This is a genomic window from Bacteroides caccae, assembly GCF_002222615.2.
Lineage (GTDB): Bacteria > Bacteroidota > Bacteroidia > Bacteroidales > Bacteroidaceae > Bacteroides > Bacteroides caccae.
Genome location: NZ_CP022412.2, coordinates 764303 through 789564, shown reverse-complemented (window position 1 = coordinate 789564; position 25262 = coordinate 764303). Strand labels below are relative to the sequence as shown.

Below are 25262 nucleotides of genomic sequence, written 5' to 3'. Positions count from 1 at the left end.
TGTACGCATTCATTTGCTTAACTGATACAAATAAGTATATATTCTATGAGTCTTAGTTTGAAAGATTTTGAAATTATGGCTCCTGTAGGTTCGCGCGAATCTCTAGCTGCGGCCATTCAGGCAGGTGCCGATTCTATCTATTTCGGTATAGAAAACTTGAATATGCGTGCCCGTTCGGCTAATACGTTCACGATTGATGACTTGCGGGAAATAGCCCGCACGTGCGATGAGCACGGGATGAAAAGCTACCTGACGGTGAATACTATTATCTATGATAAAGATATTCCTTTAATGCATACGATTGTCGATGCGGCTAAGGAAGCGGGAATTTCGGCTGTGATTGCGGCTGATGTTGCAGTGATGGACTATGCCCGCCGGATAGGGCAGGAGGTGCATCTTTCCACCCAGCTGAATATCTCCAATGCAGAAGCGTTGAAATTCTATGCCCGGTTTGCTGATGTAGTGGTACTGGCCCGTGAATTGAATCTGGAACAGGTAGCGGAGATTTACCGGCAGATACAGGAAGAACATATCTGCGGTCCGAGTGGCGAACAGCTTCGTATTGAAATGTTCTGTCATGGTGCGCTCTGTATGGCTGTTTCGGGTAAATGCTATCTTTCTTTGCATGAGATGAACCATTCTGCCAACCGGGGTGCTTGTATGCAGGTGTGTCGTCGTTCTTATACCGTTCGTGATAAGGAAACGGATGTGGAATTGGATATTGATAACGAATATATCATGTCGCCGAAAGACCTGAAAACTATTCATTTTATGAATAAGATGTTGGATGCAGGTGTGCGTGTGTTCAAGATTGAAGGTCGTGCCCGTGGACCTGAGTATGTGCGCACAGTGGTGGAATGCTACAAAGAAGCTATCAAAGCCTATCTGGAAGATACCTTTACTGATGAAAAGATTGCAGCATGGGATGAACGCCTGAAGACCGTTTTCAACCGTGGTTTCTGGGACGGCTACTATCTCGGACAGCGTTTGGGAGAATGGACCCGCAATTATGGATCGGCGGCAACGGAACGTAAGATTTACGTGGGAAAAGGGATCAAATACTTTTCTAACATCGGAGTCTCCGAGTTTTTGGTTGAAGCTGCCGAGGTTAGCGTAGGCGACAAACTGTTGATTACAGGACCGACTACCGGCGCTGTTTTTATGACATTGGATGAAGCGCGTGTTGATCTGGAACCGGTGCAGACCGTAAAGAAAGGGCAGCATTTCTCTATGAAGTCGGATAAGATACGTCCGAGTGACAAACTGTATAAACTGGTATCTACCGAAGAACTGAAAAAGTTTAAAGGGCTGGATATCGAACAGAAAAGAGGCTAGCTCCGGTCATTATTCTCTAATCTTTAATTCACGATAAATGAACTATATCTATGAATTGGAAATGAAGGTGCGTGATTATGAATGCGACCTTCAAGGTATTGTCAATAATGCCAACTATCAGCATTATCTGGAACATACCCGGCATGAATTTCTGACCTCGGTCGGCGTTAGCTTTGCAGCGCTTCATGAGCAGGGAGTCGATCCCGTAGTAGCACGCATCAATATGGCTTTCAAAACTCCGTTGAAGAGTGGAGATGAATTTGTATCCAAGCTATATATGAAGAAAGAAGGCATTAAGTATGTGTTTTATCAGGATATTTTCCGGAAAAGTGATAATAAAGTAGTAGTGAAATCCACTGTTGAAACGGTATGTGTAGTAAATGGACGTTTGAGTGACAGCGAATTGTTTGATAACGTCTTTGCACCTTACCTGAAATGAATAGCTCCGAAGAAGAACAAATTTATAGTATTGCTTTGACAATGGTGCCTGGTATCGGGCATATTGGAGCGAAACATTTGATGGACGAGGCGGGAAGTGCCGGGTTCATATTCCATAATCGCGAGGCACTTCTTGAATGTGTTTCGGGAATAAGTCGGCGTGTAGTGAATGCGTTGGATTGCCCGCAAGCCATTGACCGTGCGAAGCAGGAATTTGATTTTGTTCAGAAGAATAATATTCGTTGCCTGACCATAACCGACGAGGAGTATCCTTCCCGATTGAGAGAGTGTGAGGATGCTCCCGTTGTTCTTTTCTTCAAAGGAAATACAGATTTGAATGCCCTCCGTGTCGTTAATATGGTAGGTACTCGTCATGCCACTGATTATGGAACCCGTATCTGTGCTTCTTTTTTGCACGATCTGAAAGTACTGTGCCCTGATATCTTGGTAGTCAGTGGCTTGGCTTATGGAATCGATATAAACGCTCATCGTGCAGCATTAGCCAATCAGCTTTCTACGGTAGGAGTTCTTGCCCATGGCTTGGATCGCATCTATCCCTATGTGCATCGAAAGACAGCTATTGATATGCTTGATAATGGTGGGCTGTTAACTGAATTCTTGACCGGAACGAATCCCGACCGCCATAACTTTGTCAGCCGCAACCGTATCGTTGCCGGTATGTGTGACGCTACAATTGTTATTGAGTCTGCCGAGAAGGGTGGTTCGTTAATCACTGCCGAACTTGCCGAAGGCTATCACCGGGACTGCTTTGCTTTCCCGGGACGCCTGAATGATGAATATTCCAAAGGCTGTAACCAACTGATTCGGGATAATAAGGCTTCTTTACTTCTTTCGGCAGAAGATTTTGTATCGGCAATGGGTTGGGATATTGCTGCTCATCCGGCGAAAGTGGAAAATGTGCAACGCAGTCTTTTCCTTGACTTATCCGAGGACGAGCAAAAGGTGGTTGATATTCTGGAGAAACAAGGAGATTTACAGATTAATACATTAGTTGTTGAAGCAGATATTCCTGTACAGAAAATGAATGCAATTCTTTTCGAACTTGAAATGAAAGGTGTAATTCGTGTATTGGTGGGAGGAATGTATCAATTATTAGCTTAGTTTATCATAAACATAAAAAAAGGAGCAACGCTTTGCTCCAACCTTTGTTAACCTTAAATCTAATACTATGAAAAAAATCACATGACAAATGTAAGCCTTCATTGTATTTCTTCCAAATAATTCTGTTGCATTTGTTTCTCTTTTAAATTCTTTCACTGATTTTTACTGTTATCGGACACGATGTACTTCTATACCACTTTTTCGGAAGATAATTTTAGGTTTGTCGGAAGTAGTTCGACGATTTTCGAACCGGTCGAATCTGAAAGCAGATAAATAACTAATAATCATATTGTTGTGGTAGTATTTTCTATTTTGTTAATTTTTCAACAGCCCGAATGACTTGACAAACGCTTTTTTATGTTGTATCTTTGTAGGTATAATAACAACAATAAAACTACAATTTAAAACTTAAAAGTGAAATGAGAAGAATCTTAGCTTTTGCCGAACTTGCCGTGATGTACTTCCCCGGGTGTACTACCAGCAAGAACGCGGTACGTTGTCTCAGCCGATGGATTAAAGGTTGTAACCCGTTGGTCAAAGAACTTATGCCGACAGGGTATCTGCCCTACAATCATCGCTATCTGACGATGAAACAGTATAAGATTATAACAAAACATCTAGGTGATCCTTATGAGGATTAGGGTATAAATAACCCGACAAAGAGCTTAAGGCTGCAAACTTTTAGGAGTTTTGCAGCCTTTTTTGTTGCATAAATTCGGTCCGGAAGTGCTTAAATGCTATATGAAAGTTTATAATAAACTGTCGACCCGTTTATAATAAACGATGAAGGTTTTTATTATAAACTTAAGAATGGTTTTTGCACAAATGATAAACTATTTTCAATAGAAGATGAATGGGAAAGCATAGATTCTTTTTATTTGTCATTTTATAAAGTAACTTTTGGGGACAGTCGTTCGTATGAAAAAAGAATACAAGATATTCTTTATATTGGCAATCATAATATTATTCTAGGGTTTTGGGGGGCATTCACATAATTATTTTACGGATGCAATCGAAGAATTTGTATTATCTATTTTAGATTTTTGTCAGTTAGACTTAACCGATTGAGAAATAAACTTTTAGCGAATTATTTGAGAAGTAGCGGTAACGAGTTTGCAACTGTACGAATTTCAGCGTTTTGCGTTGCTATGCTGTCAAATAACTCTTTCATTTACAAATATAGGGATTTTTTTCGAAAGTACGAACTATCGGTGGCAGTTTTATAAAATCAGCTGGCGAAAAAACAAATAGAATTTTCCAAAATAGCTTTGGATAAGCCATTAACGAAATACTTTCTTTTAAGAGCACAGTGGTTTACCCAATAAAATTATATACCTTTGTGACAAGTTAAAGAAGATGTCGCAATGAATCGGATAAAAGAAACATTGATTGAGGCGGGTATTAGTCAAACTGAATTGGCTAAACGGCTTGGTAAAGGTTTTAACATGGTCAATCTATACGCTACGAACAGAGTGTAACCGCCTATAACCGTACTATACAGGATAGCGGAAATACTGAATGTGGATGTGCGTACACTTTTGTACCTAACGAAATAAAAAAACAGACATATGGCAAATACTAATCTAAAAGAAGCTAAGGCGGCTAAGAATGATGAGTTCTATACGCAATTTCATGACATAGAGATTGAAATGAACGCCTATCTTGAATATGACCCCGATGTGTTTCGAGGAAAGATTGTGCTTCTTCCTTGTGATGATCCAGAATGGAGCAACTTTACCCGATACTTTGCTGCCAAATTCGATGAGTTGGGCTTGAAAAAACTGATTTCTACGAGCTATGCGCCGGATAGCAAAAAATACAAAACGCCTTATCAGCCCTCTTTGTTTGAGCAAGAAGCACCTCAGTTCGACCCGTCCAAGGCACAGGTGAAAGGTAAGATATTCATCTTGGAACGAGACAAAAGTGGGGACGGACGTATCAATATTGATGACCTTGAGTGGAAGTATATGGAAGGTGACGGAGATTTCCGAAGCAAAGAAGTTACCGAGCTTCGCAATGAAGCGGATTTTATCATCACCAATCCGCCATTCTCCCTGTTTCGTGAATTCTTGGCTTGGATTGTGGAAGCCGGGAAGAAATTTGCTGTAATAGGTAATATGAATGCAATCACTTATAAAGAGGTCTTTCCACTGATAAAAGATAACAAAGTTTGGTTAGGTGCTACAGGAAATGGAAATGATATGGTTTTTGGTGTTCCTGAAGGAGCTAAAGTGGATGAGAAAGACAGGGCTAAAGCTGCAAGATTAGGATATGTAGGCAATTATACCAGATTGGGCAATTCATGTTGGTTTACCAGTATTGAACATGGTCGTCGTCACGAGCCATTGTCACTGATGAGCATGGCAGACAACCTCCGCTTTTCCAAACATAAGGAACTGAAAGGCAAAGCTGCCTATGACCGCTACGATAATTATGATGCCATTGAAGTACCTTTTACGGATGCCATTCCGTCAGATTATGAAGGAGTGATGGGAGTTCCTATCTCATTTCTGATTAAATATTGTCCGGAGCAATTTAAAATCTTAGGGATAACTAAAACTTGGTATGGAATAGCTTCTAAGATTTATCCCGAGCAAATTCAAATAGACCACCATGGGAAAGAATCCAAAGTGACGAAACTTAATGATGGAGCGGTATTGCTTCATTCTAAAGTTCCTCAAAATGAGACTTATTATATAGTTGACGGAAAGTATTACACCCAAGTATATGCAAGAGTACTTATCAGACATATCAGATTATAATTTACGGATGAGTAATCGGGCATACATAGGAATATATCTTCTGCCATCTTTAATAACGCTTCTCGCATTCAAGTCGTTGTATTTTGGCTGTCAACATTCGTGTATTTCTTGGTTCTTAAGCAAGATGTGTTTTGCCTATCGGTTATCCCTAAGATTTTAACTTAAAAATAAAGACAAAATATAATATTATGACTCAGCATAATGCCATCAAGCTTTTTGAAACCAAGAAAGTGCGTACCATTTGGGATGACAAAGAAGAAAAATGGTACTTTTCCATAGTGGATGTGGTGGCTGTCCTAACCGATAGCCCTAATCCTCGTAAGTATTGGAGTGTCTTGAAAACACGTTTAAAAAAAGAAGGGAGTGAGTTGACTACAAATTGTAGTCAACTGAAAATGAGATCGGCTGATGGAAAGATGTATTTAACCGATGTCGCAGATACTCAGCAGCTTCTCCGTTTGATTCAGTCTATTCCATCGCCCAAAGCAGAACCGTTCAAGCAATGGATGGCACAAGTGGCGACTGAACGTCTTAACCAAATGCAAGACCCCGAACTCTCTATCAATCAAGCACTGGTGGACTATAAGCGGTTGGGGTATTCGGATAATTGGATTAATCAGCGTCTCAAATCCATAGAGATTCGTAAAGACCTCACGGATGAATGGAAGCGGCACGGATTGCAAGAGGGGGTGCAGTTTGCTACGCTGACCGATATTATTTATCAGACTTGGAGTGACATGACCGCCAAGGAATATAAGCAGTTCAAAGGTCTGAAAAAAGAGAACTTACGTGACAATATGACCAATAAGGAATTGGTACTAAATATGTTGGCGGAACTTTCCACCAAAGAAATATCTGAAAGTAAAAATCCGGAGACATTTCGGGAACACATGGATGTGGCGGAAGCCGGTGGTGAGATTGCCCGCAATGCCCGTATGGAGTTGGAAGCCAAGACGGGCAAGGCTGTCATCAGTCCGCTGAACGCCAAGACAGGTATTGCGCTCAATTCATCTCCGGAAGAAGAAGACACAAAAGAATAATCCTAAAAAGTGAATCAATATCATGGAGACAACATTGCATACAGAATGGACTGTCGAAGACATCTGTAAAGGATTTACCTACAACGAATTGGAAGGTAAAGGTCTGTTTGGATTGGACGGGCGGCTCACTATCCAACCCGAGTATCAACGCCATTACATCTACAATGATGGGAAACGTGATGTAGCGGTAATAGAATCCCTGCTAAAAGGCTATCCCATCGGACTAATCTATTTCAACCGGACTGTGGACGGACGATTTGAAGTACTTGACGGGCAGCAACGCATCACTTCCATCGGCCGGTTCATCACAGGCAAATTCGCCATCAAGAATGAAGCGGATAACGTGCAGTATTTCTCGGGATTGCCCGAAGAACAGCAACAAAAGATTATGCAATCCTCTCTGCTGGTATATGAATGCGAGGGTGAAGAAAAGGAAATAAAAGAGTGGTTTAAGACTATCAATATTGTGGGCATTCCGCTCAAGGAGCAGGAATTGCTCAATGCCATCTATTCGGGCGAGTTCGTAAATGCAGCCAAGCGGGTGTTCAGTAATTCCCAAAATGCGGAAATACAGAAATGGAATCATTATATCAAGGGAGATGTGAAACGGCAGGATTATCTGGCGGAAGCCCTCCGGTGGATTTGCGACAGTAAGGGGATGAGCATCGACGCCTATATGAGCATACACCGTCACGAGCCTTCCACGGGAGAATTGGAAGGTTATTTCCGTTCTGTGATTGACTGGGTATCAACTACCTTTACTATGGTAGAGCGTGACATGTGCGGTTTGGAATGGGGACGGCTGTATGAAACGTACCATACCACCCCTTATAGCACCGTCCATGTTACAGAACGGGTAAAAGCCTTGCAAGCGGATGAAAGTGTGCGGTGTCCCAGAAATATTTACGAATATGTACTGGGTGGAGAAGAGGATAAGAAACTGCTTGACGTCCGAATCTTTGAAGAATCAACCAAGCGGGCTGCTTACAAGCGTCAGACCGAAGCGGCTGAGAAACAAGGAATTTCTAATTGTCCGCTCTGTGCGTTGGGGAATAATGCCAACAAAACCCGTATTTACAAACTTTCAGAAATGGATGCCGACCATGTGACTGCATGGAGCAAGGGAGGGGCAACCAGCATGGAAAATTGTGAGATGCTTTGTAAAACCCATAACCGTTCAAAGGGAAATCGGTAAAATGTATTATTTTGAGAGAGTTAAATCAATTAATTCTCTCAAAATATGAACAATAAAAAAACATTTCACGAAGTTTCCGAGATTTGGTGTGATGCAAAACGTCCGATAGTGAAGCATTCCACCCTATGTGCTTATCAGCTTACGTTACAGACACACCTATTGCCACGATTTGGCGCTGCGGAAAATATAACAGAGAAGGATGTCCAGCAGTTTGTGATAGACAAATGTACTTCCGGATTAGCAAGAAAAACAGTTCGGGATATAGTGGCAGTGCTCAAATCTGTTATCAAATATGGGAATAAGCATGGGATTTTCCATTTTGAAGAATGGGAAATCGAATATCCTACCCAAACAGAAAACAAACTGCCGCCAACATTGTCATTAAATCATCAGCGTATATTGATGCGTCACTTGCTGGAACAGCCCACTCCACAAAATATAGGTGTACTGTTGGCTCTCTGTACCGGAATGAGAATCGGTGAGGTTTGTGCTTTGAAATGGGAAGATGTGGATTTTGCACAAAAGACAGTCATCGTGCAGCATACTGTAGGCAGAATATATAACTGTGAGTTGAAATCTACAGAAAGGGTTCACTCTTCCCCAAAAACCAAGAATTCTTGTCGTGAGATTCCTATATCCAAACAGCTTTTCCAAGCGTTGAAAATGGTAAGGAAACAATCTCAATCCCCATACGTGGTAGGCACTTCCATACAATCTAAAGAGCCTCGTTCTTATCGTGATTATTTTGGCAGGTTGCTAAAACGATTGGATATTCCCCACTTGGTCTTTCATGGACTTAGGCATACATTTGCGACCCGATGTATTGAAAGCCAGTGTGATTATAAAACTGTCAGTGTCATACTCGGTCACTCAAATGTGGCAACGACACTTAATCTGTACGTTCATCCTAATCTCAATCAAAAGAAACGGTGTATTGACCGTATGAGTAATTTCTTGGGAATAACATGAGTTAGTCTTGGCCTCTATATACATGGGGGACAAAAAAATGTCCTCCATGTATGTGATGCGCATGATTGACGTCATTATCACAAGTTTTTTAAGCATACAGTTGTTTTACCTTCTACGTTGATGTATTGCTTAGATTCTGCTGATGTTACCTTTTTCTGTCGAGATTTATATGAGAGTAAACAATATTGTTCCCAAGCATTTTTCTGTCATGATATGGCTTTTTATCTTTTTGACAAAATTACTTCGGAGAACTTATCTACCGAACAAACTGGATATTTCTTTAGAACGGATAGAGAGAGTCTCGGGAAACAGAACTATATAGCTTTGAATATGGATATTAGTCTTTGGGGAAATGAAATTACTCCAATTGCTCCTTTTATCAAAAAGGTTGATGAATTTGATAGATAGATTGCATGTGGCTATTTTAGCCTGTTTACTGCATAAACGGGTACATTTTTATAAAGGAGGATATTTTAAGAATGAGGCGGTGTTTAGATCTAGTATGAGAGATTACTTTGATGATGTATTCATGAAAAAATATTAATTTGTATATCTAGTTAATAACTAGTGTGTTATTACTTGAATCTAATGACCTGTAAGTACCAAAAAGGAGACGTAATGGAGACAAAAGGGGACTGGACAGTATACGGCCTGTTATATCTTTGCAGAGTCATTCAAACAAAACGAATGGCAAACAGATAACCTTTATTTTTTTAACCATTTAAACTTTAACGATTATGGCTTTAGAGTATGTAGTAACAAAAAGAGTGTTCGGTTTTGACAAAGACAAAAACGAAAAGTATGTAGCAAAATCGGTTCGTTCCGGTAGGGTTAATTTTGCAAAGATGTGTCGCAAAGTAAGTCAGCTTTGTGGTGTTCATCGGAAAGTGGTCGATTTGGTAGTCAGTGGTCTGGTAGATAAAATGGCTGAGGATATTGATGACGGAAAGAGCGTTCAGTTGGGTGAGTTCGGAATCTTTAGCCCTACTATCCGTACAAAAAGCTCGGATGAAGAAAAGGAAATTTCGTCCAAGTCAATCGTTCAGAGAAAGATTTTATTCTATCCGGGGAAAATATTCAAAGATACGTTGGCGGACATGAGTATTACGCGTCGTGCGGAGATTGAAACAGATTATACGGACGGAAGTAGCAACGGTGGCAATACCGGCGGAAAGCCGGGTTCTGGCGATGATGGCAAGGGAGAAGGAGGAGTGACACCCGATCCGGCAGTATAATAAGTTTAGTTTTGCTTTAAAGAAGGCTTTAGAGTTGTAGATGCACAGAGAATCGATAAATGTTCGATGATCTGTGCATCTTTTTTGTTTATATTCTGCTGTTAATCCTTTCCAAACTTGCAAAATCGTTTCAATCGGTTCACAGAACCTTCCACACTCTATATTTTGTTCTGAAAGTATGATTTTATTCATTTCTTAACTTCTATATTTGCTCACAGAAACGAACAATTATGAAACATGGAACCTATATATTGACTTTTTTTATGGCATTACTCAGCCTTTCAGAAAGTGGATATGCTATGGTCCCGTTTTTTACAGTTGCAAGTGATACAGCCCGACAGGTAGTAATATATTTTGAGGCGTCTGGGACTTGTATTGATTCTCGCTATAAAAGTAATAATCGGATGATTATGATGTTAGACTCTTTGTTGGCGGGAAATGCGGATACCAAATATATAACTGCTTTGAATGTAACCACTTTTGTTTCTCCTGAAGGCGATGAGTCTTATAATGCAAGTTTGATTTCCAAGAGGAACCATTCGATTAGTGAGTTTTTACAACGATACCATTCGGATATTGACGTTAATAAGATTCATTATTTTTCAGCTGGCGAGAATTGGTCAGAGTTACGTAAGATAGCGGCAGCTGACCCTAACCTGCCGGATCGTGAGGAAGTGTTGATATTGATTGATTATCATAAGAATGATATCGTAAAACGGAAACAATTGTTACGTAAGTTAAATCAGGGAGCTGCTTACAGATACATGGTCAACAATGTATTTCCTAAGTTGAGGCGGTCTGAAATTACAATAGTCCGGGAAATCTCGGAAGTGGCGAAGGAAACCTTTGAACCGGTATCTTCTGTCTCCGAGTTGTTGGTTTCAAGACAGGAAGAGGCGCTTCCGGATAGTCAGCCTGATAAGTCTGTGGGAGAAAGTGTAAATGAACAGACCTGTGAGGCAGTTATGTCGGAGGCAGAAGGACCGGGGAAAAGTAAAACAGTACTTGCAGTGAAGAATAACCTGCTATATGATATGGCATTGGCGCCGAATATAGAAGTGGAGATTCCATTAGGCAAACGGTGGTCTTTGAATACCGAATACAAATGCCCGTGGTGGCTGAATAGTGAACATGATTTTTGCTATCAACTTCTTTCAGGAGGCATGGAAGGACGTTACTGGTTGGGAAACAGGCAGAAACATAATCGGTTGACCGGGCATTTTATCGGGCTTTATGCTGAAGGTGGAATATATGACTTTCAATTACAGGGAGACGGTTATCAAGGTAAGTATTATGGAGCTGCAGGAGTGACTTACGGGTATGCACGACAACTGGCACTTCATTTTTCACTTGAGTTCAGTCTCGGCATAGGGTATTTGACAACGGAATATAAGAAATATACTCCTTACGAGGGGGATATTATATGGACAAATAGTGGGCGTTATAACTTTATTGGCCCTACCAAGGCGAAAATTTCTCTGGTATGGCTGATAACAACAAGGAGGTAAGGACGTTATGCGAGATACAAGATATATTATTCTTGTGCTTCTGTCCTCGCTGCTGATGCTGACCGGGTGTAGTCGTCGCGATGTATTGGATGATTATCCTGTAAGCGGGGTGGAAATCTCGTTAGATTGGGCCGGAGTAACAGATGAATTGCCGGAAGGAGTTCGGATTATATTTTATCCGAAAGACGGGGAAGGCAGAAAAGTGGATAGGTACCTTTCGGTACAAGGCGGGGAGATGAAGGTCCCTCCCGGACGATATTCGGTGGTAGCTTACAACTATAACACGGAAGTAGTGCGAATCCGAGGTGAGGAGTCCTATGAAACGATTGAGGCATATACGGGATATTGTAATGGTTTGGGCATTGCCGGAACTGAAAAAATGGTTTGGTCGCCGGACCCGTTATATGTGTTGAATATTGATGAATTGAAAATAAAGAAAAGTGATGAAGTGTTTCACTTGGATTGGAAATTGGAATCGGTGATAAAGAACTACTCCTTTGCAATAGAGGTGAAAGGACTGGAATATGTGACATCAGTTATAGGGTGTGTAAATGGATTGTCTGATTGCTATTGTATAGGTAAAGGTTGCGGAATGTGTAACTCACAGCCTATTTATTTTGAAGCAAAGAAGGAGGGTGGCAAAGTAATAGCGCATTTTACTGCTTTTAAAGGGGCGAAAGATATACCGACGCGAATGTCAATGTTGGGAGAACCGGTCTATCGAGAAGCAAGTAGTGTAAAGTTGATACTAAGTTTTGTAAGAACTGATAATACGATACAGGAAAGGACGATTGATGTTACTGAAATAATTGGTACGCTTGAAAAAGATGAGGAGGAGGAAGCAGGAAAACAAGATCCGCCACCAGAGATTGAGTTGCCACCTGATGATAAGATTGAAGTAGAGAAACCGGAAACACCACCTAATCCTGACGGGGGTGGAGGAATGAATGGAAACGTTGATGGTTGGGGACCAGAAGATAATGTTGAATTACCAGTAAACTGATTCCTAATAGCATAAACAGAATAGAATAATATTATTAACTAAAAAGATACAGTTATGAAAAAGATTTTATTGGCAGTAACAGCTGCTTTGGCAATTACGAGTTGCTCACAGAATGAAGAATTTGAGAATGAAGGACAGAAAACTGAGATTAACTTTACTACCATAGTAAGTAAGGCAACAAGAGCGAGCGAGTTGAAGACAGAAGGTTTGAAAACTAATGGTGGGTTTAAGGTTTTTGCATATAATACAAAGAATAATGATATGTCTGCTGAAACCATTTTGGGTGAAACACTATTTATGAATGGTGTGATAGTTTCTTGGAATAGCTCAGCATGGACAATGAACCCTGTTGGGCCTTATTACTGGCCTTTAAAGGATAAGATTCAATTCTTTTCATATTCGCCTGTGGCTAATGTGAGCTATGTTAAGCCGACTAGTTCAAAAGCAGGTTATCCAAGTTTTTCTTATACTATCGTTGATTCTCAAGAAGATTTAGTCGTGGCTTATGCAAAAAATGAAACCAAACCGGGAGTATCCGGTACACCTGTAAAATTAGATTTTAAACATGTCCTGACCCAGATTAATTTCAAATTAAAAGGGAAGGATGATGGTTTTACTTATAAAGTAACCGAGATTACTTTGTCAGGAATAAATAATACTGGAAATTTTACTTATGTTGATCCTACTGAGAGTGTAGTAGGTACTTGGTCAAGTCCTTCTACTCCTAAATCGTATCAGTATAATGCAACTTATACCGATTTTACAGGTACTTCTGGACTTACTTTAGCAACGGGTGATAATGCATTAATGTTAATGCCGCAAACTTTGGGAGAAAATGCAGAAATAACAATAGCATATTCTACTGTATATGGTGGTGGAGAAGTCTTTAATGGAGAGAAAAAAGTTAGTTTGAAAGATGTTGTTTGGGGAGCTGGTGATAAGATTCTTTATACTCTTTTATTACCAGGAGGAGCTGAAAATGTTACATTTACTCCAGATGTAACTAACTGGAATACTCAAACAACGCCGGAAGCAAACGAGGCTCAGTAAGAATTTTCTAGATTTGAAAATTGAGCTTTCGAAGGATTATTTCTAGATTAGAAATACTTTTAAGAAGTCATCTCAGAAAAATGAGATGACTTCTTTTTTACTTTTCTCCTTTTTTTTATGGCTATATGAAATCTTTCATATATTTTTGTTGGAAACATAAAACAAATACAAGCAAAGCCAACATATGCCGTCTATCTGTCAAGGAAATTGGGATTGTCAAAACTGTCCAAAAGCTGTGAGCAATGCCATTGCTCATATTATTTATCAGCGAGGTTTCCATAGGCCTGCGCATAAATGCGAGGAGAATTTCATTCTTTTTTTGATGAAGGGAGAGATGCTGGTTAATAGTCAGGAATATGCAGGTACGATGCTCAGAGAAGGTGAGTTTATTCTTCAGGCTATCGGATCAAAATTTGAGATGCTTGCTATGACTGAATGCGAATGTATTTATTATCGTTTCGTTCAACCGGAGTTGTTTTGCGATTTGCGTTTTAATCATATCATGAAAGAGGTATCTCCTCCGCTTATCTATTCCCCTTTAAAAATAATTCCTGAATTACAATATTTCTTGAATGGCTCTATAACCTATTTGAAGGGAGATAAAGTCTGTCGGGAATTGTTGTCTCTCAAACGGAAGGAATTGGCATTTGTGTTGGGTTACTACTACTCCGATTATGATCTTGCGAGCTTGGTACATCCACTTTCCAAATATACAAATGGCTTTCAATGTTTTGTCATTCAGAATTATAAAAAAGTAAAGACGGTAGAAGAACTGGCACAATTAGGCGGATACACTATCAGTACATTCCGTAGGATTTTCAATAGTGTCTTTCATGAACCTGTGTATGAATGGATGCTGGCACGCCGCAAGGAAAACGTTTTGGACGATTTGCAAAACTCAGAATGTACAATCTCTGAAATATGCTATAAATATGGATTTGAGTCATTACCTCACTTCTCCAATTTCTGTAAAAAATCCTTTGGGGCTTCTCCTCGTAATTTACGTAGATAGAAAGAAGTTACGATTTGCTGATAAATGACAGAGGCTGAACTCTCTACATTGAGACAACCTCTATCTATATTTATGCTTTATTATAGATTCTCAGTTCTGCTCCATTGGTTTCCTCAATTTTTCTGCTACTTGTAGCAACTGTGCTTTATAATCTATCATAGAAATAGCAGGAATTGCACCGGGAGGCAGATTTTTCTTGATCTCTTCGTTTTTCTTTATTAAGTCTGCACAAGCTTTTTCGCACCATTGAGTAGCTTTTTCGCGTAATGACATATCTGCACATGCTTTGTTCATCCATTTCACCCACTGCAATAATTGTTCTTCATCGCCTAGAATTGTGTGTGAAGCAAGTAGTTTGTCTCCCCGTTTTACAAACGAGTCCCACTGGTTCATAATGCCGTCTCTGTTAAGCCGTAGATTTTCGCCTATCATGTCGGCTTCTGCTACATTCATCTGTTTCATACGAGTGACATAAGCATTCAGTCCTTGTTCGTCGAATGTACAATGTTTCGACTCATCCACTTTCAGATATGTATAAGAGCCGATAATCCAGTCTTCAAGTATTCTACGGTTGAGCGAAGAAGCTTGTTGTGGAAATCTGTCGGCTATCTCCTTCTTATGATTTACCACATATAAAAATGCCGAGGAGTTGATATCATGTATATAGCGGTAGAATATTGAGAAATAACCTTCATATTCCAGTATTTTCTGTTCTTTTCCCTGTAAGAAATCAGCAGCTACTTTTCCCGCCTCTTCTTCACGGTTGGCGGCAGAAAGTACATTGATATATCCGCAGACAAAGGCAGAGTCACGCTCACCCGCTTCATAGCGTTTCCTAAGACCTGAAATTCCGCCGGACTCTACTCCCAGTTTTACTTTTTCCAACAGTGCAGACGCTTCGTCGGCACCAAGAAGGCGATGTACTACTTCACCACTTGAATTTAGGAAAAGAAGGGTGGGATAGCCTCGCACATCATATTTTTTTCTGATATCTATCCCTTCTCCTTTTTCCATATCCATTTTCAGATTGACAAAATGGCGGTTGAAGTAATCGGCAACCAGAGAATCTTTAAAAACTACCTTGGACAACATTCGACAAGGGCCACACCAAGTGGTAAAACAATCTACAAAAAGTAGTTTGTTTTCTTCTTTAGCCATTTTCAATGCACTGGCAAAAGAGAGTTCGCGGAAAGCGATGCCATCCGGTTGTGCAAGAGTCATTTGCATTTTTTTGGCAGGGATCATTTGTGCTCTCTGTGCAGGAACTACTTGCTGTCCTTGTATCGTTTGAAACGATAGCAGACATACTGTTGTCATACAGATAAGAAAGAGTTGTTTCATATTAATTATTTTGTGTTGATAAGAATAAATCCCCTGCCGGCATGCCGGCAGGGGATTCTGTCATTAATCAAATTGTCCCTCGACTCTTAAAACTTAGCAATAAATTTAGTCTTTCAGTTTTGCGATGATGAAGTCGCGGTTCAAGCGGGCGATGTTGCTGATAGAGATGTTCTTCGGACATTCCGCCTCGCAAGCGCGAGTATTGGTACAGTTACCGAATCCCAGTTCGTCCATTTTAGACAACATGGCTTTTGCGCGGCGCAAAGCTTCCGGTTTACCTTGCGGAAGCAAGTTCAACTGGCTGACCTTTGCAGAAACGAATAACATAGCAGAACCATTCTTACATGCAGCTACACAAGCACCGCAACCGATACAAGAAGCGGCATCCATAGCTTCATCGGCCACAGGCTTCGGTATCAGGATAGCGTTGGCATCCTGCGGAGCACCTGTACGAACGCTCACGTAACCACCTGCCTGCATGATTTTGTCGTAAGCGGTACGGTCTACCATTAAGTCCTTGATAACAGGGAAACCGGCCGAACGCCAAGGTTCAACGGTAATGGTGTCACCGTCGTTGAAGCGACGCATATAAATCTGGCAGGTAGTAGCACCTGTTGCAGGACCGTGCGGATGTCCGTTGATGTAAAGAGAACACATACCGCAGATACCTTCGCGGCAGTCGTGATCGAATACTACCGGTTCTTTTCTTTCGCTGATGAGCTGTTCGTTCAGAATATCCAGCATTTCGAGGAAGGAAGTATCACCGGGAATATCTTTCATTTGGTAGGTTTCAAAAGCACCTTTAGCTTTCGGACCAGCTTGGCGCCATACCTTCAGTGTAAATGATATATTTTTATCCATTGTCTTCTAATTCTTTTAAATGTTTAACTTCACCGATTAGCTCTTGTAGTTACGGGTCTGAACCTTGATAGCTTCGTATACCAGCGGTTCTTTGATCAATATCGGAGCCTTTTCATCGTCACCTTGATATTCCCAGCAAGCTACGTAGAAGAAGTTTTCGTCATCACGTTTGGCTTCTCCTTCTTCAGTCTGGTATTCTTCACGGAAGTGACCACCACAACTTTCGTTACGGTTCAATGCATCGTAAGCAACAAGTTCACCCATTGTGATGAAGTCGTACAGGCGGATTGCTTTGTCAAGCTCTACGTTCATGCCTTCTTTAGAACCGGGGATAAACAGGTTGGTTTCAAATTCCTTGCGGATTTCTTTCAGTGCAGCAATACCTTTCTTCAAGCCTTCTGCCGTACGTCCCATACCTACATATTCCCACATGATGTGACCCAGTTTCTTGTGGATAGAATCAACAGATTCATTACCTTGTATGCTCATGAACTTGTCGATCTTAGCTTGAACAGCTTTTTCCGCTTCCGCAAATTCGGGAAGGTCAGTAGAGAAACGGGGAACAGTAATCTGGTCTGCCAGATAGTTCTGGATAGTGTAAGGCAATACGAAGTAACCGTCGGCCAGACCTTGCATCAATGCAGAAGCACCAAGGCGGTTTGCACCGTGGTCGGAGAAGTTACATTCACCGATAGCGAACAGACCTTTGATGGTGGTTTGCAGTTCGTAGTCTACCCAGATACCACCCATTGTATAGTGGATAGCCGGATAAATCATCATCGGGTTATAATATTTCACGCCATTGATTTCTTTTGCCAGTTCGCCCGGATTAACGTCGGTGATTTCTTCATACATATCGAAGAGGTTGCCGTAACGTTGAAGAACAACGTCGATGCCCAAACGGTTGATAGCTTCGGAGAAATCGAGGAATACGGCCAAACCGGTGTTGTTTACACCGAAACCTGCGTCGCAACGTTCTTTAGCGGCACGGCTGGCAACGTCACGCGGAACCAGGTTACCGAATGCCGGATAGCGGCGTTCCAAGTAGTAGTCGCGGTCTTCTTCAGGAATATCGCTTCCTTTGATTTCGCCCTTCTGGAGTTTCACAGCGTCTTCTTTCTTCTTCGGAACCCAGATACGACCGTCGTTACGAAGAGATTCGGACATCAATGTCAGTTTAGACTGTTTGTCACCGTGTACCGGAATACAAGTCGGGTGGATCTGAACGTATGCGGGGTTAGCAAATACGGCACCCTTGCGGTAGCAAGAAACAGCAGCCGTACAGTTACAACCCATAGCGTTTGTAGACAGGAAGTAAGCGTTTCCGTAACCACCGGTAGCGATAACTACTGCGTGAGCGGCGAAACGTTCCAATTTACCTGTTACAAGGTTTTTGGCAATGATACCGCGGGCACGTCCGTCAACGATGACAACGTCCTGCATTTCATAGCGGGTGTAAAGTTTTACAGTACCTACGTTTACCTGACGGCTCAGTGCGGAGTAAGCACCCAGCAACAACTGCTGGCCTGTCTGACCTTTAGCGTAGAAAGTACGTGAAACCTGTGCGCCACCGAAAGAACGGTTGTCCAGCGTACCGCCGTATTCGCGAGCGAAAGGAACACCTTGAGCTACACATTGGTCGATGATAGCGTTTGATACTTCAGCCAGACGATATACGTTAGCTTCGCGGGCACGGTAGTCACCACCTTTTACTGTATCATAGAACAAACGGTAAACCGAGTCACCGTCATTCTGATAGTTCTTGGCTGCGTTGATACCACCTTGTGCAGCGATAGAGTGTGCACGACGCGGAGAGTCCTGAATACAGAAGTTGAATACTCTGAAACCCATTTCACCGAGTGAAGCAGCGGCAGAAGCACCTGCCAGACCCGTACCCACAACGATGATATCCAAACGACGTTTATTAGCGGGATTCACCAATTTCTGGTGAGCTTTATAGTTGGTCCATTTCTCAGCCACCGGGCCTTCTGGAATTTTTGAATCTATCTTGATCATAATATTATTTACAATTTAATCATTTACAATTTACTATTTAGCAAGCACCGCCACAAATCAGTGATTTCGCGAAGAATACCACTACTACGAGTGCGAAACCGAGTACTACAATCGTTGAATAGATGTTAGAAATACATTTCCAACGGTTGATCCATACTTTGTTGTTCCACCCCAGTGATTGCATAGAGCTCCAGAAACCGTGAGTAAGGTGGAACCACAGAGCAAACAGCCAAACGAGGTAAAGAACCACGTAAATCGGGCAAGAGAAAGTCTGCTGGATGTGATAAGCACCGTTTGCGGCATAAGCCAACGTCAGTGTGTCGGCGTGCATACCCATGTTGTGCATCAGTTCCGGCAACTGCATTTTTGCCCAGAAGTTGAACAAGTGTAAGCCAAGGCCTACGATTACGATAAGACCCAACACCAGCATGTTTTGAGAAGCCCACTCAACGGTTTTCGGCTTGTCAACCACTGCATAGCGTTCGCTACCACGCGCTTTGCGATTCTGCATTGTCAGCCAGAAGGCATAGATGATGTGAATTACGAAAAGAGCAGCCAGTCCTACGGTAGCCGCTAACGCATACCAGTTTGCTCCCAGGAACTCACAAACCATGTTGTAACCATCAGCCGAGATGATTGCAACCAGGTTCATCGCCATGTGAAATGTTAGAAACAGGACAAGGGCGATACCGGTAACGCTCATCACCACTTTCCTTCCTACAGATGAATTACTTAACCACATAAATGATTGAATTTAAATTATTTAATTGTTAGAACTAAAATTTCAACGTTTTACACCTCTTACGGACTGCAAAAATAGGGGAAATAGATTGATTGAGCAAGGAATTAAAGAAATTATTCCTTAATCGGCAACCTTTCCGATTTTTTCACCGTTGGCCGCCTTCTTTCGCAGCGCTCGGGGAGTGTCGCCGAAAGAGTCTTTGCAAAAGTGTGCGAAGTGGGATAGAGAGTCGAAACCGTAGCGGTTACAAATCTCTGTAATTCGCATATTGGTACGCTGGAGATCTTCCAGAATGCCTTCCCGCTTTTTCTCCAGTATCCATTCGTATACAGGTATGCCGTAGAGGTTTTTAAAAAGCCGGCGGAAAGTAGTGGTGGTATAACCTCCCAAATGCGCAAATTCTTCTACGTTCTTCACCGTGTTGTAGTTTTGCATTACAAAATAATGGAAACTTTTTGTGTACGTACTGATCGGATAGAAGAATGAACTTAATTGAGGCGTCGGATAATAATTGGTGATGAGGAAAGCCAACTCTTTGCATTTCAGTTCGATGAACTTGCTGCAAGGTGATTCTTCACCGAGAAATTCGGGCATACTGGTGATGAGATGATGAAGCCTTTCACTCATGATCAGCGGAGTGTAGGTCAGCGGTGCTTCTGCCTGTTCCGTTATTTCACGGTAACGTTCTTCGCAAAGCAGGGGTAACTCATTAAACCAGTAGACGATGTATTCAACGTCCGTGAGGGCAAGCAACTCTATTTTCGAGCCGATAGCTTGCAGGATAAATTGCTTTTCGCGCAGGATATTTCCGGGATATTCTTCACTGTTGATAAGTAATTCGCCTTTTATCATGAAAAGCATACAGTTTTGCGTGCACTTATCCTTCGGGATATGCGCTCCTTTGGGTAGGTTTCTATACACAAGGATGTTCTCGTTGACATTGGGACATCCTGTGCAGTTGGTGTATTGTATGCAAAATGAATCTTTTGGCATGAGTTTTATGCGTGAATTATTATCTTCCGGGAACAAAGATAAGTTTTTTTGCGGAAAACGGAACTTTTTCTTTCATTTATGTTTGAGCAGAAAGTTGACAGCACCGTTATAAAAACTCTGTGTCCTCCGTAGTGAAATCTTATTTATAGTACTTCTCCAGTAATTCCTGCATCTCCGGATATTTCTCGTCGGTGTCACCTACTTCCTTGCGAAGATTCAATAAATCTTTTTTCATCTGTCTGATGATAGGAGCGTATTTCGGATCGTTATACAAATTATGATTCTCGTGCGGGTCTTCTTCTAAATCATAGAAATCCCATGCAGGAGTGAAATCAAAGTTTTCCGTATCGGTCATGTCCAGATTCTTTGCGTAATAGAATATGAGTTTGTAGCGCTCGGAACGGATAGCGAAATGTGCCGGGCGGATAGCGTGATTCGTCCAGTAACGGTAATAGATTTCTTTCCGCCAGTCTGCCGGAGTTTTTCCTTCGAGGTTGTCGGTGAAGCTGTGTCCTTGTACATTCTCCATTTTCACTCCGGCAAATTCGGCCAGTGTCGGTGCAAAGTCGACGTTGAGTATCAGGTCTTTCAGGCGTTTCCCGGCGGGGATTTTTTTCGGATAACGGATGACGAAGGGCATACGGGCGGTTTCTTCATAAAACATTCGTTTGTCGAAGAAGCCGTGTTCGCCGAGGAAGTAACCTTGGTCGGAGACATAAACAACGATGGTGTTGTCGGCAATACCCATTTCGTCCAGTGTTTTGAGGAGTTTGCCGATGTTGTCGTCTATGGTGGCTCCGCAACGCAGATAGTCGCGGATCAGTTTTTGATAAATTGCACGCCGGGCGGTGGTCCGTTGCATTCCGTCGGTGTTGAAAGGTAGTCCGGGATAGCGGCACCACCACTTGTCCGGGTCTTTGGAAGCAACTCGCCAGCGATGTCCCAGTTCTTCGAGCGTTTGCCCTTGGAAAGAACGCCCGTTCGTTTCCGGTCCCCAGTCGAGGAAGTTCTCCGGTTCGGGGAAGGTGACTCCGTCATAAAGGTGTTCCATGCGTGTCGGGTAGTCGTATGGCTCGTGGGTGGCTTTGAAATGGCAGCACATCAGGAAAGGCTGGTTGCTGTCCTGCTGCTTGATCCAGTTGATCGCTTTTTCTGCGACGAGGTCGGTGGAGAAACCGGGCACGCGCTCGCCGAACGGACGGTTGCCCGGCCATGGGTCGCTGCTTTCGATGAAAGTAGGGTCGCGGTATTCTCCCTGGTCGTAGAAAATGGAATAATAGTCGAACCCTTGCGGTTGCGATTTAATATGCCATTTACCGACAAGTCCGGTATTGTAGCCGTTGGCTTGCAGGACGGTTGCCAGTGTGGGAATTGAAGTATCCAACGAATCGGCTAACGTATAAAGCCCGTTCCGGTGACTGTAAAGTCCGGTGAGGATACTGGCGCGGCTGGGGGCGGAGATAGAGTTGGTGCAGAAGCAGTTGTCGAGCACTACACCTTCGTTTGCCAGCCGGCGGATATTGCTGTTATAAGCATAATCTGCCAGAACTCCGCCATAGATTCCCCATGCCTGTGAGGTATGGTCGTCGCTCAGGATAAAAAGGATATTGGGCCGCCGGCTTTTATCCTTCGGGTCTTGTTGTTGGTTTTCTTGTCCGGCAAATTGAGCACCTTGAATGTGTGTCATTGCTCCGGCTGCCAGCAGGCCGGTTAGTATTAGTTTATTCATAGATATATAGGTGTTGCATTTCTTCAAATATAAGTTTGTGCTTACATCTATTTTTTTATTGTACGCCTAAAGATAGAGAATATTTTACTACTTTCTGTCTTTAGGCAAGTTCTTTTTACTATTCTGATCGTATTTCTCATAGCTTCGCCCTGCCATAATACCCCGGCATCGGCGCATAGATCGGATTATAATATGTATTGATATTCTGCAATTTCTTTTCCTCTTTCAGCCGTCTGATGTGCCGGGCGGCAGTGGTAGCGGTAAAGTTGCACAGCCCTTGAAAGTCGGGGCGCGTCAATATCGAGTTGTTGCTGAAGTAATTTGTCAGGAGCTTGTCAACCTCTTCGTTCGAGCGGGAGGCTGAATGCCGTTTCAGTTTGCTTCGTTCCAGATGTACGACGCTTACCGACTTTTTAAGTTTGATATCCGCCTTGAAACTGATGTTGGCTTTGAGTTTGATTTGGTTTGCCTTTAGTTTGGGCGAAGTGATTGGTTCCTGACTGTTCAGCTTTATCTGAAAGTAACCGATACCATCCAAATGGACGCTTTCCCCCTCCCGGAGCCGCTCCCCCATAAAGTGGCTTAGAGATTCGAGGACAGATTTTACGTCTCCCTCGGTCAGTGAAGTTGCCGTTTGGATTTGTCTGGCCAGATAATCCGTGTCGATATGCTGGAAGTTGACCACACGTGCGTGGTATGTCTCTTTGTCTGTCTCGTCCTTGGGACGGGGAGTTTTGTACAATTCAAATTGTATTGCCATTATTTTCTATTTATTTTATTTGTAAGGACATCGTATTTTGTCGTTGCAAACCGGGTTAATAATCTTTGGGACTTAGAGGGGATTGTGTTATATAGCTGTTGTTTGTTTGTTATCAAGCGGCTTTATATAAGTTGTCCTGCCTTTATTCTTTGATTAAGGCATAAGGATAGTTGTGTTCCGGTGCCTTGATCGTTCATTTGTCACAGCCGTGGTAACTACTTGCCACGGCTGTGGTAGCTTCTCGTCATGGCCGTGGCAGGAATTCGTCACGGCTGTGGTGAGTAGACTATATCGGTAGCAAAGATAAACTATATAAGGGAGAAAAGCAAAGTATTCCTGCTTGTTTAAGGAACTTGTTCACCTTGTCATGATGACTGTGTATGCTTGGAAAGGGTCCGAACTATATTGCGAAGCGTAATCCGGCGGTGATAGGTGATAGATGTGGTGATAGGTTAAGAAACAACCTATCACCGCCGGAAACCTCGATGAATAAAGCGTTTGATTACCGACGGTGATAGGTGAAAGAGAAATGTGTGTTTTCTATCGGGAGAGATAAGGATTAATTTGCTCTCAGTTTCTTCTGATATTCCTCCGAATTGAGAATCTCCAACGCCTTCTGTACACTTTCGTTCGTCGTATTCATCACCCGGAAATATTCGTTCATATCCCAAAGATCGCGGGCGATCAAGGCTTTGAGTTGCGTCTTGATGAGCGGGAGCGATTTCTGATACTGCTCTTCATTGAACTTCACGCCTTCTTTCTCACCCATTTCACGCAAGGTTGCCAGCATATCATCGTCTATGATGAACTTCGCATTAAACGATTCGAACTTCTTGTACTTGTTGGCCAGTTCCTTTCGGTGTCCTTCGATAAACTTCATGGTGAATTTGATAACGGCGCCTTTGGCTACCAGGTTGCGGTGATAATCCGTGTAAAGAGTGGTGTCAATCGGCACGAAATAATCCGGCATGATACCGCCTCCGCCGTAAACGGTACGGCCGAGTTTCTTGGTCTGTACTTTCAATGAGTCGGGGAAGTGAATGCTGTCGGCATTCATCAGTTCACCGTGGTTGAAGCGCTCTATCAGGTCTTTATTGTAATCTGTCGAGCTGTCGTAAGGCTTTTGGATGCAGCGGCCGGCGGGAGTATAATAACGGGCGATCGTCAGGCGGATCATTGAGCCGTCGGGCAAGTCGATCGGGCGTTGAACCAGTCCTTTGCCAAAAGAACGGCGGCCTACGATGATACCTCTGTCCCAATCCTGCACTGCGCCGCTGACAATCTCACTGGCGGAAGCTGTATATTCGTCTACCAATACGATGAGGCGGCCGTTACGGAACTCGCCGTTACCTTTGGCGTAGAAGTCACTGCGTTTGGCAGTCCGTCCTTCGGTGTAGACGATTAATTCCTTTTGACCCAAAAATTCGTTGGCAAGGTCGATAGCTGCATTGAGGTAGCCTCCTCCGTTGCCTTGCAAGTCGAGAATCATATCCTTCATTCCTTGCTTCTGAAGTTCTTTCATTGCTTTCTTGAATTCTTCGGCAGTCGTTGCCCCGAAGCGGTTGATGCGGATATAGCCTGTCTTCGGCTGAATCATATAGGACGCGTCAAGGCTGAGGATAGGTATCTTGTCTCTTTTTACGGTGAATACCAACGGGTCTTGGACGCCGCGACGGACAATTTTCAGGTTTACTTTCGAGCCTTTCGGACCGCGAAGACGCTTCATGATTTCTTCCGTACTCATCTTTACACCTGCAATGGCGCTGTCGTTGACGGCGATGATACGATCGCCTGCAAGGATTCCTATTTTCTCGGAAGGACCGTTGCTGACAGGTTGCACCACCAACAGCGTATCTTCAATCATCTGGAATTGTACGCCGATGCCTTCGAAATTACCTTGAAGCGGTTCGTTCATCTTCTTCACTTCTTCGGCGTCCGAGTAGGTGGAGTGCGGGTCGAGTTGGGCCAGCATTTTAATGATAGCTTCTTCTACCAGCTTGTCTTCGTCTACTTTATCTACATAAAAGTTGGAGATTGCAAACTCTGCCATTTGCAGCTTGCGCATGGCGGGCGAGCCGAAACTCTGGGCCTGTACGGCTGATACTGTCCATAGGCAAGCCAGGAGAACGTATATTGTAATCTTATTCATAA

21 protein-coding genes are annotated in these 25262 nt (G+C 42.6%); 13 read left to right on the top strand and 8 right to left on the bottom strand.

The annotated features are described in order from the left end of the window. Positions 1-45 precede the first annotated feature (45 nt). The 13 genes from CGC64_RS03185 (at position 46) to CGC64_RS03110 (ending at position 14669) form a co-directional block, all read left to right on the top strand. Positions 46-1335, top strand: coding sequence for a peptidase U32 family protein (locus CGC64_RS03185; protein WP_005676710.1), 1290 nt, complete (start codon positions 46-48; stop codon positions 1333-1335). Positions 1336-1372: 37 nt separating this feature from the next. After that, a complete protein-coding gene (locus CGC64_RS03180; RefSeq protein ID WP_005676709.1) occupies positions 1373-1774 on the top strand; it encodes an acyl-CoA thioesterase in 402 nt (133 codons plus the stop codon). Next, complete coding sequence (gene dprA / locus CGC64_RS03175; protein ID WP_005676708.1) at positions 1771-2895, top strand: DNA-processing protein DprA; 1125 nt, start codon at positions 1771-1773, stop codon at positions 2893-2895. Before CGC64_RS03180 ends, dprA begins: the two co-directional genes overlap by 4 nt. 419 nt (positions 2896-3314) lie before the next feature. Then, positions 3315-3536: a DUF4248 domain-containing protein gene (locus CGC64_RS03170; protein ID WP_005676707.1), complete on the top strand. Its 222-nt coding sequence runs from the start codon at positions 3315-3317 to the stop codon at positions 3534-3536. A gap of 927 nt (positions 3537-4463) precedes the next feature. Next, entirely contained in the window at positions 4464-5657 is a 1194-nt protein-coding gene (locus CGC64_RS03160; RefSeq protein WP_005676705.1) for an adenine-specific methyltransferase EcoRI family protein, read from the top strand. Between the two features lie 188 nt (positions 5658-5845). Further along, positions 5846-6697, top strand: coding sequence for a BRO-N domain-containing protein (locus tag CGC64_RS03150; protein ID WP_005676704.1), 852 nt, complete (start codon positions 5846-5848; stop codon positions 6695-6697). 22 nt (positions 6698-6719) lie between these two features. Then, positions 6720-7892: an HNH endonuclease family protein gene (locus CGC64_RS03145; RefSeq protein WP_005676702.1), complete on the top strand. Its 1173-nt coding sequence runs from the start codon at positions 6720-6722 to the stop codon at positions 7890-7892. A 45-nt stretch (positions 7893-7937) separates the two neighbouring features. After that, on the top strand, positions 7938-8861 hold the full coding sequence (locus tag CGC64_RS03140; protein WP_005676700.1) for a tyrosine-type recombinase/integrase: 924 nt from the start codon (positions 7938-7940) through the stop codon (positions 8859-8861). A gap of 737 nt (positions 8862-9598) precedes the next feature. Further along, positions 9599-10096 (top strand): HU family DNA-binding protein, encoded by a 498-nt coding sequence (locus tag CGC64_RS03130; RefSeq protein ID WP_005676697.1) that lies wholly within the window; start codon positions 9599-9601, stop codon positions 10094-10096. A 230-nt stretch (positions 10097-10326) separates the two neighbouring features. Further along, positions 10327-11604, top strand: a complete 1278-nt coding sequence (locus tag CGC64_RS03125) for a DUF3575 domain-containing protein (protein WP_005676696.1) — start codon at positions 10327-10329, stop codon at positions 11602-11604. Positions 11605-11611: 7 nt separating this feature from the next. After that, complete coding sequence (locus tag CGC64_RS03120; RefSeq protein WP_005676694.1) at positions 11612-12607, top strand: DUF5119 domain-containing protein; 996 nt, start codon at positions 11612-11614, stop codon at positions 12605-12607. Positions 12608-12661: 54 nt separating this feature from the next. Next, on the top strand, positions 12662-13657 hold the full coding sequence (locus CGC64_RS03115) for a fimbrillin family protein (RefSeq protein ID WP_005676693.1): 996 nt from the start codon (positions 12662-12664) through the stop codon (positions 13655-13657). 184 nt (positions 13658-13841) lie between these two features. Next, entirely contained in the window at positions 13842-14669 is an 828-nt protein-coding gene (locus tag CGC64_RS03110; protein ID WP_005676692.1) for a helix-turn-helix domain-containing protein, read from the top strand. A gap of 90 nt (positions 14670-14759) precedes the next feature. On the opposite strand, the gene CGC64_RS03105 is transcribed toward CGC64_RS03110, so the two are convergent. From CGC64_RS03105 to CGC64_RS03070, 8 genes are all read right to left on the bottom strand, one after another. Further along, a complete protein-coding gene (locus CGC64_RS03105) occupies positions 14760-16010 on the bottom strand; it encodes a thioredoxin family protein (RefSeq protein WP_005676691.1) in 1251 nt (416 codons plus the stop codon). A gap of 105 nt (positions 16011-16115) precedes the next feature. Then, positions 16116-16871 (bottom strand): succinate dehydrogenase/fumarate reductase iron-sulfur subunit, encoded by a 756-nt coding sequence (locus CGC64_RS03100; protein ID WP_005676690.1) that lies wholly within the window; start codon positions 16869-16871, stop codon positions 16116-16118. 36 nt (positions 16872-16907) lie between these two features. After that, positions 16908-18887: a fumarate reductase/succinate dehydrogenase flavoprotein subunit gene (locus CGC64_RS03095; protein WP_005676689.1), complete on the bottom strand. Its 1980-nt coding sequence runs from the start codon at positions 18885-18887 to the stop codon at positions 16908-16910. A gap of 37 nt (positions 18888-18924) precedes the next feature. Beyond that, on the bottom strand, positions 18925-19629 hold the full coding sequence (locus CGC64_RS03090; protein ID WP_005676688.1) for a succinate dehydrogenase/fumarate reductase cytochrome b subunit: 705 nt from the start codon (positions 19627-19629) through the stop codon (positions 18925-18927). Positions 19630-19749: 120 nt separating this feature from the next. After that, the gene (locus CGC64_RS03085) at positions 19750-20622 is read right to left on the bottom strand and encodes a helix-turn-helix transcriptional regulator (RefSeq protein WP_022042538.1); all 873 of its coding nucleotides are present in this window, start codon (positions 20620-20622) and stop codon (positions 19750-19752) included. A 139-nt stretch (positions 20623-20761) separates the two neighbouring features. Next, on the bottom strand, positions 20762-22351 hold the full coding sequence (locus CGC64_RS03080) for a sulfatase family protein (RefSeq protein WP_005676686.1): 1590 nt from the start codon (positions 22349-22351) through the stop codon (positions 20762-20764). A gap of 136 nt (positions 22352-22487) precedes the next feature. Then, a complete protein-coding gene (locus CGC64_RS03075; protein WP_005676685.1) occupies positions 22488-23111 on the bottom strand; it encodes an HU family DNA-binding protein in 624 nt (207 codons plus the stop codon). A gap of 559 nt (positions 23112-23670) precedes the next feature. Further along, positions 23671-25260: a S41 family peptidase gene (locus CGC64_RS03070; protein WP_005676683.1), complete on the bottom strand. Its 1590-nt coding sequence runs from the start codon at positions 25258-25260 to the stop codon at positions 23671-23673. Positions 25261-25262: the final 2 nt, after the last annotated feature.

Excerpts from the sequence above, each read along its gene's own strand:
- CGC64_RS03185 (WP_005676710.1), top strand. The coding sequence starts at position 46 with ATGAGTCTTAGTTTGAAAGATTTTGAAATTATGGCTCCTGTAGGTTCG.
- CGC64_RS03180 (WP_005676709.1), top strand. The coding sequence starts at position 1,373 with ATGAACTATATCTATGAATTGGAAATGAAGGTGCGTGATTATGAATGC.
- dprA (WP_005676708.1), top strand. The coding sequence starts at position 1,771 with ATGAATAGCTCCGAAGAAGAACAAATTTATAGTATTGCTTTGACAATG.
- CGC64_RS03170 (WP_005676707.1), top strand. The coding sequence starts at position 3,315 with ATGAGAAGAATCTTAGCTTTTGCCGAACTTGCCGTGATGTACTTCCCC.
- CGC64_RS03160 (WP_005676705.1), top strand. The coding sequence starts at position 4,464 with ATGGCAAATACTAATCTAAAAGAAGCTAAGGCGGCTAAGAATGATGAG.
- CGC64_RS03150 (WP_005676704.1), top strand. The coding sequence starts at position 5,846 with ATGACTCAGCATAATGCCATCAAGCTTTTTGAAACCAAGAAAGTGCGT.
- CGC64_RS03145 (WP_005676702.1), top strand. The coding sequence starts at position 6,720 with ATGGAGACAACATTGCATACAGAATGGACTGTCGAAGACATCTGTAAA.
- CGC64_RS03140 (WP_005676700.1), top strand. The coding sequence starts at position 7,938 with ATGAACAATAAAAAAACATTTCACGAAGTTTCCGAGATTTGGTGTGAT.
- CGC64_RS03130 (WP_005676697.1), top strand. The coding sequence starts at position 9,599 with ATGGCTTTAGAGTATGTAGTAACAAAAAGAGTGTTCGGTTTTGACAAA.
- CGC64_RS03125 (WP_005676696.1), top strand. The coding sequence starts at position 10,327 with ATGAAACATGGAACCTATATATTGACTTTTTTTATGGCATTACTCAGC.
- CGC64_RS03120 (WP_005676694.1), top strand. The coding sequence starts at position 11,612 with ATGCGAGATACAAGATATATTATTCTTGTGCTTCTGTCCTCGCTGCTG.
- CGC64_RS03115 (WP_005676693.1), top strand. The coding sequence starts at position 12,662 with ATGAAAAAGATTTTATTGGCAGTAACAGCTGCTTTGGCAATTACGAGT.
- CGC64_RS03110 (WP_005676692.1), top strand. The coding sequence starts at position 13,842 with ATGCCGTCTATCTGTCAAGGAAATTGGGATTGTCAAAACTGTCCAAAA.
- CGC64_RS03105 (WP_005676691.1), bottom strand. The coding sequence starts at position 16,010 with ATGAAACAACTCTTTCTTATCTGTATGACAACAGTATGTCTGCTATCG.
- CGC64_RS03100 (WP_005676690.1), bottom strand. The coding sequence starts at position 16,871 with ATGGATAAAAATATATCATTTACACTGAAGGTATGGCGCCAAGCTGGT.
- CGC64_RS03095 (WP_005676689.1), bottom strand. The coding sequence starts at position 18,887 with ATGATCAAGATAGATTCAAAAATTCCAGAAGGCCCGGTGGCTGAGAAA.
- CGC64_RS03090 (WP_005676688.1), bottom strand. The coding sequence starts at position 19,629 with ATGTGGTTAAGTAATTCATCTGTAGGAAGGAAAGTGGTGATGAGCGTT.
- CGC64_RS03085 (WP_022042538.1), bottom strand. The coding sequence starts at position 20,622 with ATGCCAAAAGATTCATTTTGCATACAATACACCAACTGCACAGGATGT.
- CGC64_RS03080 (WP_005676686.1), bottom strand. The coding sequence starts at position 22,351 with ATGAATAAACTAATACTAACCGGCCTGCTGGCAGCCGGAGCAATGACA.
- CGC64_RS03075 (WP_005676685.1), bottom strand. The coding sequence starts at position 23,111 with ATGGCAATACAATTTGAATTGTACAAAACTCCCCGTCCCAAGGACGAG.
- CGC64_RS03070 (WP_005676683.1), bottom strand. The coding sequence starts at position 25,260 with ATGAATAAGATTACAATATACGTTCTCCTGGCTTGCCTATGGACAGTA.